Source organism: Aurantiacibacter sp. MUD11 (assembly GCF_026967575.1).
GTDB lineage: Bacteria > Pseudomonadota > Alphaproteobacteria > Sphingomonadales > Sphingomonadaceae > Alteraurantiacibacter.
Genome location: NZ_CP114054.1, coordinates 1125398 through 1138823, shown reverse-complemented (window position 1 = coordinate 1138823; position 13426 = coordinate 1125398). Strand labels below are relative to the sequence as shown.

The following is a 13426-nucleotide window of genomic DNA, read 5'->3' as shown; positions in this document are numbered from 1 at the left end:
GGTTATCCGGCCCCGTCAACCCATCGGCCGGAGGCCGGCGGCCAGCATCTTGCGCGCGCGGTAACGGATGTAGGACGGTGTCCAGCGCGAGGCGCGGGCCAGCGTATGCGCGATCTTGCCGACGGGGTTGTGCATCTTCCCGCCGTGAACCGCGCGCCAGAAGGTTTCGGCGACTTCCTCCACCGGCGTGAATTCCAGCCCGGTCGCCACCACGCGCTCGCGCACCGAGACATTGCTGGCAGCATGGCTGGTGTGGGCCAGCAGCGGCGTGTCGATGAAGCCGGGCATCACGTCGCAGACGCGGATGCCGTCGCGCGACCATTCGATGTCGAGGCTTTCGGTAATCGCCCGCACGCCGAACTTGCTGGCGCAGTAGATCGTCATGCCCGCCTGTCCGTGGAAGGCGGCGGAGCTGCTCGTGTTGATCAGGCAGGCATCGGGCGCGGCGGCCTTGAGGTAGGGATAGGCGGCCCGCGCACCGTAGATCACGCCATTGAGGTTGATCGCCAGCGTGCGGTCGATTTCCTCGCGGGTGAGATCGTGCAGCGAACCGCCCAGCGGCACGCCGGCATTGTTGGCGAGAACGTTGATCCGCCCCCCGGCAGCCTCGGCAAAGGCGGCTAGCGCGGTATCCCAGCCTTCGGGTTCGCGCACGTCGAAGCGGTGGATGAAACTGGCGCCTTCGGGCAGCAAGGATGCGGTTTCCTCCATCCCCGCCTGGTCGATGTCGCCCAGGCCAACGAACCAGCCCTCGCGGGCAAAGCGCTGCGCCACGGCGCGGCCGATGCCGCTGCCGCCGCCGGTTATGAAGATGCTCTTGCGCAAGGTCATGCGATCGCTCTCCCGGATGGATCGAGCGACAGTTCTACTGACATGCGTGTCAATGGCAATCGCCTAGAGCGCGGAGAGCCCCTTCACGTGCTCGCGGCCGGTGGGGATCTGCGCGGTCGAGGCGTTGAGCACGTCGTGCACCGGCTCCGCCCGGCCGCCGATACATTCCGCCAGGAAATTCTCGGCGATGGCGTTGAAGGCGATGTTGTTCTCCGGGCGGTGGAAGCCGTGGCCCTCGTCGGGGAAGAGCACATAGGTGACCGGTACGTCGTGCCGCTCCATCGCCTCCACGATCTGGTCGCTTTCCGCCTGCTTCACGCGCGGATCGTTGGCGCCCTGGCCGATCAGCAGCGGCTTGGTGATGTCCTTCGCCTTGTACAGCGGGCTGATCGACTGGAGGAATTCCTTGCCTTCCGGCATGGAGGGATCGCCCATGCGTTCGTGGAACTGCTTCACCATCGGCTCCCAGTAGGGCGGAATGGTTTCCAGCAGCGTCTCGAGGTTGGACGGGCCGACGATGTCGACGCCGCAGGCAAAGACCTCCGGCGTGAAGGTGAGGCCCACCAGCGTGGCATAGCCGCCATAGCTGCCGCCCATGATGGCCACCTTGTCGCGTTCGGCGATACCTTCGGAAATGGCCCATTCGACTGCGTCGATCAGGTCGTCATGCATCTTGCCCGCCCACTGCTTGTCGCCGGCGCTGATGAAGTTCTTGCCGAAGCCGGTCGAGCCACGGAAGTTGACCGACAACACGGCATAGCCGCGATTGGCCAGCCACTGGTGGGTGCGGTTGTAGCCATAGGCATCGCGCGCCCAGGGGCCGCCGTGGACCACCAGCACCATCGGCACCGGGGCATCGGGCACGCCGTCGCTATCAGGATCGCTCTGCGGCGGCAGGGTGAGGTAGCTGGGCAGTGTCAGGCCGTCGCGCGAGGTGATCTCGCGCGGGTGCATCGGTTGCAGCGGCGCGCCTTCGAGCTGCGGCCAGGTGGTGTAGAATTTCGTCAGCGACATCGCGTCGCGATCGAACAGGTAACAGGCTGTGGGCGTGGTTAGCGGGTCGTTCCACACCAGCCAGCGGCGATCGTCATCGGTGCGCGACATGACGCCGAAATCGCCGTCCAGCCGCTCGCGCAGCCAGTCCAGCGCGGCGCCGATATCCGGGTCGATGGCATGGTGCTCGGTGCGCAGGTAAGTCGCGGTCCAGGCCTGCACCACGCCGGTGTCGCGGTGCATCAGCGTGCCGCCGATGTCCGCCTTGTCGTGCTCTGCAATCAGCGTGCGCTCGCCGGTCTTGGTGTCCTCGGCAAACAGCGCGCCGGTGTTCCGCCCGCGGCTGTCGATCCAGTAGAGGATCGAGCCATCAGTGGTGTAGCCGCCGATGCCGGTGGTCAGCGCATCGTCCAGCCCGGTGCGCTCGCGCGGTTCTTCGGCCACCTTGCCGTCGACGATCTCGTGCATGTCGGTGCCGCCTTCGGCATTCTGCCGCACGGCCCACCGCAAGGTCAGGCTGTCGTCCGCCTCGAACCCGGCCCATTCGTTGTTCTCGAACACCAGCTCCAACTCGCCCGTGGCCAGGTGCAGCAGGTAGATATCGTGGAAGCGCGCATCACGGTTGTTGATGCCCAGCAGCAGCTTGTCCTTGATGGTGCGCGAAAAGCCGACGACCTGCGCGCGGGTTTCCTCGAACGGCGTGAGGCACTTTTCCTCTGCTCCCTCGGCCACGCCGACCTGGTAGAGCAGGTAGTTCTCGTCGCCTTCCTTGTCGCGTACGTAGAGCAGGCTCTGGCTGTCGGGCGCCCAGCTGTAGCCGGGGATCGGGCGATCCTTGGCGCTGGTCATGCGGCGCGGGTTGTCGGGATCGTCGGCCGGGGCCATCCACACGTTCATCACGCCTTCCCACGGCGCCATCCAGCTGACCCACTTGCCATCCGGGCTGACCTTGCCCTGCGAGCGGGCGGGATTGCCGAACAGGTGATCGCGCGGGATCAGCGGGGTGTCGGCTACGCGGGTGGCGGCGGTATCGGTCATGGTGTCTCCCTGGTCTGAGGGTGACAGCTAGGAAGCTGTAGGCGTGTTGCCAACCTAAAGCGCCCGAATATTCCGGCTGGCGCACGAATGGCGCGCTGTCACGTCGAAAGCATGGACATGAGGGAGAAGAGGAACACGGCAAGGGCGATTGGCGCTAGGGCAAGCAGCGCCGCGATGACGGGCGTCCAGCGGCCGGGCAGGATGGCAAGGACAAGCGCCGCCGCCGCCATTGCCATCAGTTCCCATACGAAGAGATCGATTTCCGGGGGCCAGGCGGAGCCCTCGCCCTCGTCCGCGAGAATGGCAGCCAGCACGATCATCTCCACCACCGCGACAGCACCGATACCCAGGCGAACGAACGACACCGATACTCCCTAGAGCGCCGGATTGTTGTAGCAATGCCAGGTGAAGATCGCTGTCGCGCCGCGGTGCGGGCGCCAGTCTTCGGCGAGGGCGCGGGTGGCCTTTTCGTCGGGGCGTTCTTCCATGCCGAGGATCTTGCCGATGCCGGCCATTACGGCGAGGTCGCCTGCCGGCCAGATGTCGGGGCGACCCTCGGCGAACAGCAGGTAGATTTCGGCTGACCAGCGGCCGATGCCCTTGATCTTGGTCAGCTCGGAGATGGCTTCTTCGTCGTCTTCGGGCAGGTTGTCGAAGTCCACTTCGCCCGCCGCCACCAGCTCGCACAGGGACCGGGCATAGCCCTGCTTCTGGCGCGAAAGGCCGCAGGCGCGCAGCGTGTCGAAATCGCGTTCGAGCAGGCAGGTCGGCTTGAAATCCGCGCCCAGCTCGGCCTCCAGCTTGTTCCACATGCTGCTGGCTGCCGCCACGCTTACCTGCTGGCCGACGATGGTGCGCAGCAGGGTCTTGTATCCGGTCGGGCGGATGCGCGGTTCCGGGTAGCCCGCCTTCTCCAGCGCGGCGGCGATCTTCGCCTCGCGGCTGGCCACCGCATCAAGGCTGTATTGTATCTGCTGCGCGCTAAGGCCCATGTGCCCAATCCTTGCCATCCATGCCGCGATTGCCTAGCAGCCGCGCTTCAAGTCACCAGAGGAAATCTGCAAAGCCATGCCCAAGCTGACCGTCGTCACCCGCTCCGGCGAGGAATCCACCATCGAGGTCGACAACGGCCTGACCGTGATGGAAGCCATCCGCGACAACGGCTTTGACGAGCTGCTGGCGCTGTGTGGCGGCTGCTGTTCCTGCGCCACCTGCCACGTGCACGTGGACCCGGCCTTCAAGGACAAGCTGCCGGAAATGAGCGTGGACGAAGACGACCTGCTCGATTCCAGCGACCACCGCGACGAGAACTCGCGCCTGTCGTGCCAGATCCCCTTCACGCCCGAGCTCGACGGCATGAAGGTGACCATCGCCGAAGAAGATTGAGTTTTTAGGGGCCAAGCCCATTCGCGTTGCGCGATGGGCCGTGTGCCCCTAATTCAGCAGGCATGACCCAGTTGCCTGTTCGCCAAACGACGCTCGACCTTATCGGCAAGACCCCGCTCGTGCTGCTCAAGGGGCCCAGCGAGGCCGCCGGCTGCGAGATCTGGGGCAAGTGCGAGTTCGCCAATCCCGGCGCGTCCGTAAAGGATCGCGCGGCCCTGTGGATCATCCGCGATGCCGAGGCGCGCGGAGAGCTGAAGCCGGGCGGCACGGTGGTCGAGGGCACGGCCGGCAACACCGGCATCGGCATCGCGCTGGTGGCCAATGCGCTTGGCTACAAGTGCGTGATCGTGATGCCGGACAACCAGTCCAAGGAAAAGATGGACACGTTGCGCGCGCTAGGCGCGGAGCTGGTGACGGTGCCGCCGACCAAGTTCGCCGATCCCAACCACTTCGTCCACACCAGCCGCCGCATCGCCGAGGAAACCGAGAACGCGGTCTGGGCCAACCAGTTCGACAATATCGCCAACCGCCGCGCCCATATCGAGGGCACCGCGCCGGAAATCTGGGAGCAGATGGACGGCCGGGTGGATGGCTTTACCTGCGCCGTGGGCACCGGCGGCACGCTGGCCGGCGTCGCCATGGGGCTGAAGGAAAAGGACGAGAACGTTCGTATCGCGCTGACCGATCCCTACGGTGCGGCGCTGTTCAACTACTATGCCTGTGGCGAGCTGAAGGCCGAAGGCTCCTCGGTGGCCGAGGGCATCGGGCAAGGGCGCATCACCGCCAACCTGGAGGGCGCGCCGATCGATACCCAGTTCCGCATGTCGGACGAGGAAGGCATGGAATGGGTCGCCCGGCTGCTGCGCGAGGAAGGGCTGTGCCTGGGCCTGTCCAGCGGCATCAACGTGGCCGGTGCCGTGGCGCTGGGCCGCCAGCTGGTGGCCGAAGGCGTGGAGAACCCGCGCATTGCCACCATCCTGTGCGACACCGGCTTCCGTTACCTATCCACGCTCTACAACGCCGATTGGCTGCGCGAGAAGGGCCTGCCGGTGTTCGACTGGTTAGGTTCAGATTCGCAGGACTAGAACGGTCCGCATGGCTTTCGATCCACGAGACATGCTGCGCCCACGGGCTCCCGAAGGGGAGCCGGCCCCGCTGGCCGGAACGCGGGCGGAGCGCGTGCAGCGCCTGCAGATCGGCGTATCGCTGATCGCCGGCCTCGCCTTGCTGGTGGGGCTGGCCGACGCGATTACCAGCCGCGCCCAGCGCACCGAGGCGAATGCCGTGCCCGAAGCTGCCCCCACCGTCGTTGCCAGCGAGACCTCTGCCCCGCGTGACCCGCTGGCCGATGCGGGCGTGGTGCCGGAACTGCCGGCGGCCTCCAACCCCACGCCGACACCCACGCCCACCGCGACCGGTGCCCGTGACGATGTGCCGCCGCCGAGCAATGCCCCGCGCCAGTAAGCTGCCGCGCCTGCTGGCAGGGCTGGCGGCAATGCTGCTCGCCGCCACGTCAGCCCATGCCGACGATGTCGCCGAAGCGCCTGCGCGCGACAGCCTGGCGCTGATGGGCACCGTGCCGATCTACTGGGGCGAAGCCGGTGGCCTCGATGAACTGATTTCCGGCGACGGGCAGACGCACTGGGCGCGCGAGGTAATCGCGCAGCATGGCGAGCCAGTACCGCTGGACTACCTCTCGCAAGAGGCGCTCGCGCAGCATCGCAACCTGCTGATGGCGCAGCCGCGCGGCCTTTCGCCCGAAGAGAACGTCGCGCTCGACGCCTGGGTGCGAGGCGGCGGCCGGCTGCTGCTGTTCGCGGACCCGATGATGACCGGCGAATCCCGCTTCCATATCGGCGATCGTCGCCGTCCGCAGGACGTGGCGCTGCTGTCGCCGATCCTCGCCCATTGGGGCCTGGAGCTCAGCTTTGACCCGGCGCAGGCCGCGGGGCTGCAGCTGGCGGACCATTTCGGCGACCCGCTGCCGGTGAACATGCGCGGCGAATGGCGCTATGTCGAAGCCGAGGCCGACCAGCCGTGCAACATCCCCGGCGATGGCCTGCTGGCGCATTGCCGCCTCGGGGCAGGGCAGGCGTTGCTGGTGGCCGATGCCGCCATGCTGGATATCGCCGGTCCCTACGACCACGCGGAAAACGCGCTCGCCTGGCTGATCGGGCACGCATTGGGGATGGCGCGGGAAAATCCGCGTGCAATTGGCGATTCCATGCGGGATAGGCCGGGAAATGAGACAATTAGCAGCGAAATGTCGCAAGAAAGCGCGAGGGACTAGGCAGATTCAGACATAATAAAATCAACGGTTTATACCGTTCTCCCACAATTTCCCGTAATTTCCCCTTTCATCCCGCGTTCGCCCGCGTTATTCCCTGATTCCATCGGACACAAAGCCCGTGTTGCACCTCGCCTGGCGAGGTGAGCCGGCTGCGCCTGCGCGCGGCACGGTGCGGGGAGGGCGCGTCCGTAAGGGAAGGCAATCGAGGGACGGTTCGTGGCGCAGCGGCCAACAGGATACAGGGGGCAGGGCTTTTCGCTTCGCGGCGAAAAGGATCGCTTCGTCCTGCCGCCGCTGTTCCGCAAGGTCTTCGCCGAGCTGGGTGACGATGGCGTGCTGTGCGTTGCCAAGCACCACAAGTATCCCTGCCTAAACGCCTTCGGCCTTTCGCGCACCGACAGTTTCGAGGACATCCTCGACAAGGAAGAGGAAAACGCGGTGCGCCGCGACCTCGATTTCGACCGCGACCTGCGCTCCACCCAGATGTGGACCTTCACCGAAGTCCCCTTCGACAAGAGCGGCCGCTTCATCCTTCCGGAGCGGTTCTGCAAGGTCGGCAACATCACCGACAACATCTGTTTCCTCGGCGGCGGCCAGTTCATCACCATGTGGGACCTCGACCACCTCGGCCAGATGGGCGGCGGCTGGGACGACCAGTACCAGCTGTGTCTCGCCAATGCCGAGGAAGTGCGCGCCAAGGCTGCATCGAAGGGGAAGGGCAAGTGACCGCTTCCGCCCCGCATGTTCCCGTCCTGCTGGATGAAGTGATCGAGGCGCTCGATCCGCAGCCGGGCGACGTCATCATCGACGCCACCTTCGGTGCCGGCGGCTATACCCGCGCCATCCTGGAGCGCGGGGCGACCGTGCACGCCTTCGACCGCGATCCCGATGCCATTGCTGCCGGGCGCGAGTGGAGCGAGACCCGCGAAGACCCGCCACGGCTGGTGCTGCACCAGCGCCGCTTCTCGGAAATGGTCGACGCCATGGCCGAGGCCGGCGTGGCGCAGGTGGACGGCATTGCCATGGATATCGGCGTGTCCTCGATGCAGCTCGACCAGGCCGAGCGCGGCTTTGCCTTTTCCGCCGACGGCCCGCTCGACATGACCATGAGCCAGTCCGGCCCGACCGCTGCCGACTTCGTGAACGAGGCAGCTGAAAAGGACATTGCCGACGTGCTCTACAAGTATGGCGAGGAGCGCCAGTCGCGCCGCGTCGCTCGCGCCATCGTGGCGGCACGCCCGCTGACGACCACCGGCGAACTCGCCGCTGTGGTGCGCAAGGCGCTGGGCTATCGCGCCGGCGCGCCGAAGGATCCTGCCACCCGCAGCTTCCAGGCCATCCGTATCCACGTGAATGGCGAGCTGGACGAGCTCGAAGCGGGCCTTGCCGCCGCGGAGGAGCTGCTCAAGGAAGGCGGTCGACTGGCGGTGGTCAGCTTCCACTCGCTGGAAGACCGCATCGTCAAGAAATTCCTGCGTGATGCCGCGAATGCGAACCCCCGTGGCTCACGCTACCTGCCCGAAGCGCAAACCCTTCCCCCCGCGCGCTTCGGGCAATTGTCCAAGGCGATCCGGCCGTCTGCTGCCGAGATCGACCGCAACCCGCGCGCGCGTTCCGCCACGCTGCGCGCCGCCATCCGCACTGCCGCACCTGCCCGAAAGGACGCCGCATGACCCCGCACGCCCGGATCCGCCGCATTGGCTGGCTCGCCGCCCTTGGCACCTGCATCGCGCTCTACGCGTTGCTGCATGTGAAGGTGAACGCCGTCCATGCGGATGTCGTGCGGGCCGAACGCGAAATCGTGCGGCTGGAGAACCAGAACCTGCTGCTGGAAACCGAATTCCTGACGCGCTCCAACCAGGTGCAACTGGCAGCATGGAACCGGGTCGACTTCGGCTTCGAGGCGCCGCGCGCCGAACAGTTCCTCGACAGCCCGCTGCAGTTGGCCAGCTTCGGCAGCCCGCGCAGCGCCGATGCGCCGCAGCCGATCATGCTGGCCGGGATGACCGGCGAGCAGGACGTCCCCGAATTCCCCGAGCTGGTCTCTCCGCTGACGGGCCGGCCGGTGGACGAGAAGGTGCTGGCGGGTGACCGTCCGAACGGCGGACACCTGGCCGTGGCCATGGCGCCCGGGCCGCTGCGCGTGCCCATCGCCAACGTTACCGTCTCTGCCGGAATGGGGTCTGCCACCCGGTGACCGCCTACGCCGCCCCGCGCACGATCATTACTGGCCCGAAGGGGCTTGTCGACCATCGGCGCCGGACGTTGCTGGTCGCTCGCCTGCGCTTGCTGCTGATCGCCGCGGTATTTGTGCTGGTGGCGGCGGCGGCGCTGGTGCGCATCGCCTGGATCGGCACGGTCGAACCTGCGCCCACCACGCGCAGCATGGCCGCGGCCCTGCTGCCTCCGCGCGGGGAGATTACCGACCGCAACGGGGTGCCGCTGGCGCGCGCTTTCCCGGCCTATGCCCTGTGGTTCAACCCCAGTGCCATGACCGAGGGCGGCGACGGTGGCCCGCCGCTGGTGAAGTCGCCCGAGCAGGTGGCGGCCGAACTGAAAGAGATCTTCCCCGACCTCGATGTCTACGAGGTCACCCAGAAGCTGCGCTCCGGACGGCCGGGTTACCTGCGCCGCCGGATTCTGCCCGAGGACGCCAATCGCGTGATCGCCATCGGCGAACTGGCGCTGGAACTGCCGCGCGAGACCGACCGCCACTATCCGCAAGGATCGCTGGCCGCTCACGTGCTCGGCTATGTGGCTGCCGATGGGCACGGCCGCGTCGGCATGGAAGCCGTGCTGGACGAGCAGCTGCTCGACCCCAACCGGCGCGGCGAAAGCGTGGCATTGTCCATCGACATGCGTGTCCAGGGCGCGCTGGAAGACGAATTGCGCAGCGGCATGCGCGCGGTGAATGCCGTGGGCGCGGCGGGCATCGTGCTCGATGTCGACACCGGCGAGGTGCTGGCAATGGCCTCGCTTCCTGAATTCGATCCCAACGACGTGCAGACCTCCGATGTGCGGGTGACGCAGGAACAGCACGATCGCGGCATCACCGCCCCGGCCTTCAATCGCGTCACCAACCAGGTCTACGAGCTGGGCAGCACCTTCAAGCCGCTGGCGGTGGCCGCAGCCATCGATAGCGGTTCGATTACCGATCTCTCGCGTCGCTACGGGGCGACCCCCTATGAAGCGCAAGGGCGCATGATCCGCGACTCCCACCCGTTGGGCGAAACGCTGAACACGCCCGAGATGCTGATCCATTCGTCCAACATCGTGACCGGCCATATCGTCGACGAAATGGGCGCGGCGACGCTGCGCAACTACATGGTCGAGCTGGGCATGAACGAGCGGCCCTATATCGAACTGCCCGCGCGCGGTTTCCCGATCTGGCAATCGGGCGAGTGGTCCCGTATCCGCGCGATTACAGTGGGTTATGGCCACGGTATCGCCGTCACGCCGCTGCACCTCGCATCCGCCTATGCCGCCATGGTGAACGGCGGCATCTGGCGTCCGGCCACGCTGCAGCGGGTCGAGCCGGGGCAGGCCCCGCGCGGTCGCCGCGTGTTCAAGGCCAGCACCAGCGCCCGCATGAACCAGCTGCTGCGCATGATCGCCGTCTACGGTACGGGCCGCAACGCCAACGCGCCCGGCTTCCGTGTCGGCGGCAAGACCGGCAGCGCCGAAAAGCCCGGTGCGGGCGGCTATCGCCGGTCCTCGCTGGTCTCCACCTTCGCCGCGGCCTTCCCGATGGACCGTCCGCGTTACGTGGTCATCGCCATGCTTGACGAGCCGCAGGGCACGATCGCCAGTTCCTACCAGCGTACCGCCGCCTGGAACGCCGCGCCGATCGTGGGCCGCCTGGTGCCGCGCATCGGCCCGCAGCTGGGCGTGCTGCCCGATGCCGACCGCGATATCGACCTGACCGACCTGCGCCCGCTTGTGGGGGATGTGGACTGATGCGCCTTGCCGATCTTGCAGCAACTTTCGGCGTCGATGCCGGCGACGCGGGGGAAACCCGGATCACCGGCTTCGCCATCGACCATCGCAAGGTGGCGCCGGGCAACGTCTTCGGCGCCTTCCAGGGCACGGCGGTGAATGGCGAGGACTTCATTCCCGATGCCGTGGCCAATGGTGCCGTGGCGGTTGTCGCGCGAGCCGAAGCCGCGGTGGAGGGCGCGCTGCACCTGGCCGATGCCACACCGCGCAAGGCCTTCGCCGAGGCGGCCGCGAAATTCTATCGTCCGACGCCGGAGACCGTGGTCGCGGTCACCGGCACCAACGGCAAGACGTCCACGGTCGAGATGACTCGCCAGATCTGGCGCATGTGCGGCGAGCGCGCGGCCAGCATCGGCACGCTGGGCGTCACCACGCCGGACGAAAGCGTCTCCACTGGGTTGACCACGCCCGACATCGTCACCTTCCTGTCCAACATGACCGGCCTCGCCCGCGAGGGCGTGACCCATGTGGCCTACGAGGCCTCCAGCCATGGCCTGTCGCAGTTCCGCAACGAGGGGCTGGCGGTGCACGCCGGGGCCTTCACCAACCTCAGCCGCGACCACCTCGACTATCACAAGGACATGGAGGACTATTTCGCCGCCAAGATGCGCCTGTTTTCCGAAGTGGTGCAGGATGGCGGCACGGCGGTTATCTGGGCCGACGACGAGTGGTCCGACCGCGCGATTGCCGTCGCCAGGGAACGCGGCCTGAACCTCTTTACCGTCGGTGAGAAGGGCAAGGGCATCAACTTGATCGCCCGCACGCCGAGCCCGCTGGGACAAGAGCTGAAATTCGTCCATGGCGGCAAGGCCTATTCGATCCGCCTGCCGCTGATCGGGGCCTACCAGGTCGCCAACGCGCTGACCGCCGCCGGACTGGCGCTGGCGACGGGGTCTGACGCGGCGCAGGTGTTCGACGCGGTTGCCCGCTTGCAGCCAGTGCGCGGTCGCCTGGAGCGTGCCGTCATCACCAAGAGCGGCGCGCCTGTCTATATCGACTACGCCCACACGCCCGACGCGCTGACTGCCGCCATCGCCGCGCTGCGTCCGCACGTGCAGGGTCGCCTGATCACCGTGTTCGGCGCCGGTGGGGACCGCGACACGGGCAAGCGCGCGCCGATGGGGGCAGCCGCCACCAAGGGTAGCGATCTCGTCATCGTTACCGACGACAATCCGCGCGGCGAGGATGCCGCCAAAATCCGCGATGCGGTGCTGGCCGGGGCCGGCGCTGCTGCTCGCAACATCGGCGGACGGCGGCAGGCGATCGCTGCCGCCATCGCCGAGGCCAAGGCCGACGACATCGTACTGGTCGCGGGCAAGGGTCACGAACAGGGTCAGATCGTGGGATCGGGAGAAAACATGCAGGTCTTGCCATTCGACGACGTTACCGTCGCCAGGGAATGCGCCGCGGAATTCGCTGCCGGAGGTGGCCGGTGAGCGCGCTGCTCAAGACCATGCGCTGGCCGCGCACCGCCGGCGACGCGCCGCGCCTCGCCCTGTGGACCTCTGCCGAAATCGCCGCCGCTACAGGCGGGACCGCTTATGGTGAATTTCAGGTTAGCGGCGTCGAAATGGACAGCCGCGACGTTGTCGGCGGAGACCTGTTCGTCGCGCTGAAGGGCGAGGCGATGGACGGGCATCGTTTCATCGACAAGGCCTTCGCCAACGGCGCTGCCGCTGCTCTGGTGGACCGCGAGGTCGATTACCCGCACGTCCGTGTCGCCGACACGACCGAGGCGCTGAAGGCGCTGGCCCGCGTCGCGCGCGAGCGCGTGAATGCGAAGATCGTCGGCGTCACCGGCTCGGTCGGCAAGACCGGGGTCAAGGAAGCCATCTTCACCGCGCTCGAACGCTCCAGCCGCGGCGCCGCGCACCGCAGCGTGCGCAGCTACAACAACCACGTCGGCGTGCCGCTGAGCCTGTCGCGCATGCCTGCGCGCAGCCGTTTCGGCGTGTTCGAAATGGGCATGAACCATGCGAACGAGATTACCGGGCTGACCACGCAGGTGCGTCCGCACGTCGCCGTCATCACCACCATCGCCCCGGCGCATATCGAGAACCTCGGCAGCATGGAGGCGATTGCCGACGCCAAGGCCGAGATCTTCGACGGACTGGTGGAGGGCGGCACGGCCGTGATCCCTGCCGACAGCGACTGGGCCGACCAGCTGCGCAGCGCTGCGGAGAAGCAGGGCGCGAAGGTCGTCTCCTTCGGCCGCTCGCCCGATGCCGACATGCGCCTGCTCGATGCCGTGCCCGATGGCACCGGCGGCTCGCTGGTGACGGCGGCGATGGGCGACATGCGGCTGTGCTTCACCGTGGCGGAGCCGGGCGAACACTGGATCGACAATGCATTGTGCGTGATGGCCGCTGTCCATGCCGTGGGCGGCGACATCGGCGCTGCCGGGCTGGCGCTGGCGGAAATGGGCGGCCTGAAGGGTCGCGGTGCCCGACTGCGTGCCAAGGTGCCCGGCGGCCACGCGCTGATCATCGACGAAAGCTACAACGCCAATCCCGCTTCCATGCGCGCCACGCTGGCGCAGCTGGGGCAGACGCCTGCCACGCGCCGCATCGCGGTGCTCGGCAGCATGAAGGAACTGGGCGATTTCGCCGAGCGCTTCCACGCGCAGCTGCTTGGTCCGATCACCGATGCCGGTATCGACCACGCGGTGCTGGTGGGCGACGAGATGTCCGCCCTCGCGCGGGAAATGGGGAAATTTGCCGCCGGACCGCTTGGCAAGGCCCCCTCCTTTGCCCATTGCAGCAATGCGGGCGAGGCAATTGCAGCTTTGCAGGAGTTCGGGCTGGCAGGCGGTGACGCCGTGCTGGTGAAGGGTTCCAATTCGGTAGGACTGGCCCGCGTGGTGGATCATTTCACGGCCAGGGAAGGCTGACG

14 protein-coding genes are annotated in these 13426 nt (G+C 67.1%); 10 read left to right on the top strand and 4 right to left on the bottom strand.

Features of this window, described 5'->3' with window-relative positions; genetic code table 11:
- Nucleotides 1–15: 15 nt before the first annotated feature.
- The 4 genes from OZN62_RS05710 to OZN62_RS05695 all read right to left on the bottom strand — a co-directional run bounded on the left by OZN62_RS05710 (nt 16) and on the right by OZN62_RS05695 (nt 3854).
- A complete protein-coding gene (locus tag OZN62_RS05710; protein ID WP_269101809.1) occupies nt 16–831 on the bottom strand; it encodes an SDR family oxidoreductase in 816 nt (271 codons plus the stop codon).
- A gap of 63 nt (nt 832–894) precedes the next feature.
- On the bottom strand, nt 895–2862 hold the full coding sequence (locus tag OZN62_RS05705; RefSeq protein ID WP_269101808.1) for a S9 family peptidase: 1968 nt from the start codon (nt 2860–2862) through the stop codon (nt 895–897).
- A gap of 98 nt (nt 2863–2960) precedes the next feature.
- Nucleotides 2961–3227, bottom strand: a complete 267-nt coding sequence (locus OZN62_RS05700; protein WP_269101807.1) for a hypothetical protein — start codon at nt 3225–3227, stop codon at nt 2961–2963.
- Between the two features lie 9 nt (nt 3228–3236).
- On the bottom strand, nt 3237–3854 hold the full coding sequence (locus OZN62_RS05695) for a DNA-3-methyladenine glycosylase family protein (RefSeq protein WP_269101806.1): 618 nt from the start codon (nt 3852–3854) through the stop codon (nt 3237–3239).
- A gap of 76 nt (nt 3855–3930) precedes the next feature.
- On the opposite strand from OZN62_RS05695, the gene OZN62_RS05690 reads away from it, so the two are divergent.
- The 10 genes from OZN62_RS05690 to OZN62_RS05645 all read left to right on the top strand — a co-directional run bounded on the left by OZN62_RS05690 (nt 3931) and on the right by OZN62_RS05645 (nt 13424).
- On the top strand, nt 3931–4248 hold the full coding sequence (locus tag OZN62_RS05690; RefSeq protein ID WP_269101804.1) for a 2Fe-2S iron-sulfur cluster-binding protein: 318 nt from the start codon (nt 3931–3933) through the stop codon (nt 4246–4248).
- Between the two features lie 62 nt (nt 4249–4310).
- Entirely contained in the window at nt 4311–5333 is a 1023-nt protein-coding gene (locus tag OZN62_RS05685; protein ID WP_269101802.1) for a cysteine synthase A, read from the top strand.
- A 10-nt stretch (nt 5334–5343) separates the two neighbouring features.
- Complete coding sequence (locus OZN62_RS05680; RefSeq protein WP_269101801.1) at nt 5344–5712, top strand: hypothetical protein; 369 nt, start codon at nt 5344–5346, stop codon at nt 5710–5712.
- Nucleotides 5696–6538, top strand: a complete 843-nt coding sequence (locus tag OZN62_RS05675) for an ABC transporter (RefSeq protein WP_269101800.1) — start codon at nt 5696–5698, stop codon at nt 6536–6538. The genes OZN62_RS05680 and OZN62_RS05675 overlap by 17 nt, the downstream gene beginning before the upstream one ends.
- A gap of 216 nt (nt 6539–6754) precedes the next feature.
- Nucleotides 6755–7264, top strand: coding sequence for a division/cell wall cluster transcriptional repressor MraZ (locus OZN62_RS05670; protein WP_269101799.1), 510 nt, complete (start codon nt 6755–6757; stop codon nt 7262–7264).
- Entirely contained in the window at nt 7261–8211 is a 951-nt protein-coding gene (gene rsmH, locus OZN62_RS05665) for a 16S rRNA (cytosine(1402)-N(4))-methyltransferase RsmH (protein WP_269101798.1), read from the top strand. The genes OZN62_RS05670 and rsmH overlap by 4 nt, the downstream gene beginning before the upstream one ends.
- Complete coding sequence (locus OZN62_RS05660) at nt 8208–8735, top strand: hypothetical protein (RefSeq protein ID WP_269101796.1); 528 nt, start codon at nt 8208–8210, stop codon at nt 8733–8735. The genes rsmH and OZN62_RS05660 overlap by 4 nt, the downstream gene beginning before the upstream one ends.
- Nucleotides 8732–10495: a peptidoglycan D,D-transpeptidase FtsI family protein gene (locus tag OZN62_RS05655; RefSeq protein ID WP_269101793.1), complete on the top strand. Its 1764-nt coding sequence runs from the start codon at nt 8732–8734 to the stop codon at nt 10493–10495. Before OZN62_RS05660 ends, OZN62_RS05655 begins: the two co-directional genes overlap by 4 nt.
- On the top strand, nt 10495–11970 hold the full coding sequence (locus OZN62_RS05650) for a UDP-N-acetylmuramoyl-L-alanyl-D-glutamate--2,6-diaminopimelate ligase (protein ID WP_269101792.1): 1476 nt from the start codon (nt 10495–10497) through the stop codon (nt 11968–11970). The genes OZN62_RS05655 and OZN62_RS05650 overlap by 1 nt, the downstream gene beginning before the upstream one ends.
- 17 nt (nt 11971–11987) lie before the next feature.
- Entirely contained in the window at nt 11988–13424 is a 1437-nt protein-coding gene (locus OZN62_RS05645) for a UDP-N-acetylmuramoyl-tripeptide--D-alanyl-D-alanine ligase (RefSeq protein ID WP_269102115.1), read from the top strand.
- The last annotated feature ends 2 nt before the right edge of the window (nt 13425–13426 follow it).

Coding starts and splice junctions, on each gene's coding strand:
- OZN62_RS05710 (WP_269101809.1), bottom strand. CDS start 831: ATGACCTTGCGCAAGAGCATCTTCATAACCGGCGGCGGCAGCGGCATC.
- OZN62_RS05705 (WP_269101808.1), bottom strand. CDS start 2,862: ATGACCGATACCGCCGCCACCCGCGTAGCCGACACCCCGCTGATCCCG.
- OZN62_RS05695 (WP_269101806.1), bottom strand. CDS start 3,854: ATGGGCCTTAGCGCGCAGCAGATACAATACAGCCTTGATGCGGTGGCC.
- OZN62_RS05690 (WP_269101804.1), top strand. CDS start 3,931: ATGCCCAAGCTGACCGTCGTCACCCGCTCCGGCGAGGAATCCACCATC.
- OZN62_RS05685 (WP_269101802.1), top strand. CDS start 4,311: ATGACCCAGTTGCCTGTTCGCCAAACGACGCTCGACCTTATCGGCAAG.
- OZN62_RS05680 (WP_269101801.1), top strand. CDS start 5,344: ATGGCTTTCGATCCACGAGACATGCTGCGCCCACGGGCTCCCGAAGGG.
- OZN62_RS05675 (WP_269101800.1), top strand. CDS start 5,696: ATGCCCCGCGCCAGTAAGCTGCCGCGCCTGCTGGCAGGGCTGGCGGCA.
- OZN62_RS05660 (WP_269101796.1), top strand. CDS start 8,208: ATGACCCCGCACGCCCGGATCCGCCGCATTGGCTGGCTCGCCGCCCTT.
- OZN62_RS05650 (WP_269101792.1), top strand. CDS start 10,495: ATGCGCCTTGCCGATCTTGCAGCAACTTTCGGCGTCGATGCCGGCGAC.
- OZN62_RS05645 (WP_269102115.1), top strand. CDS start 11,988: ATGCGCTGGCCGCGCACCGCCGGCGACGCGCCGCGCCTCGCCCTGTGG.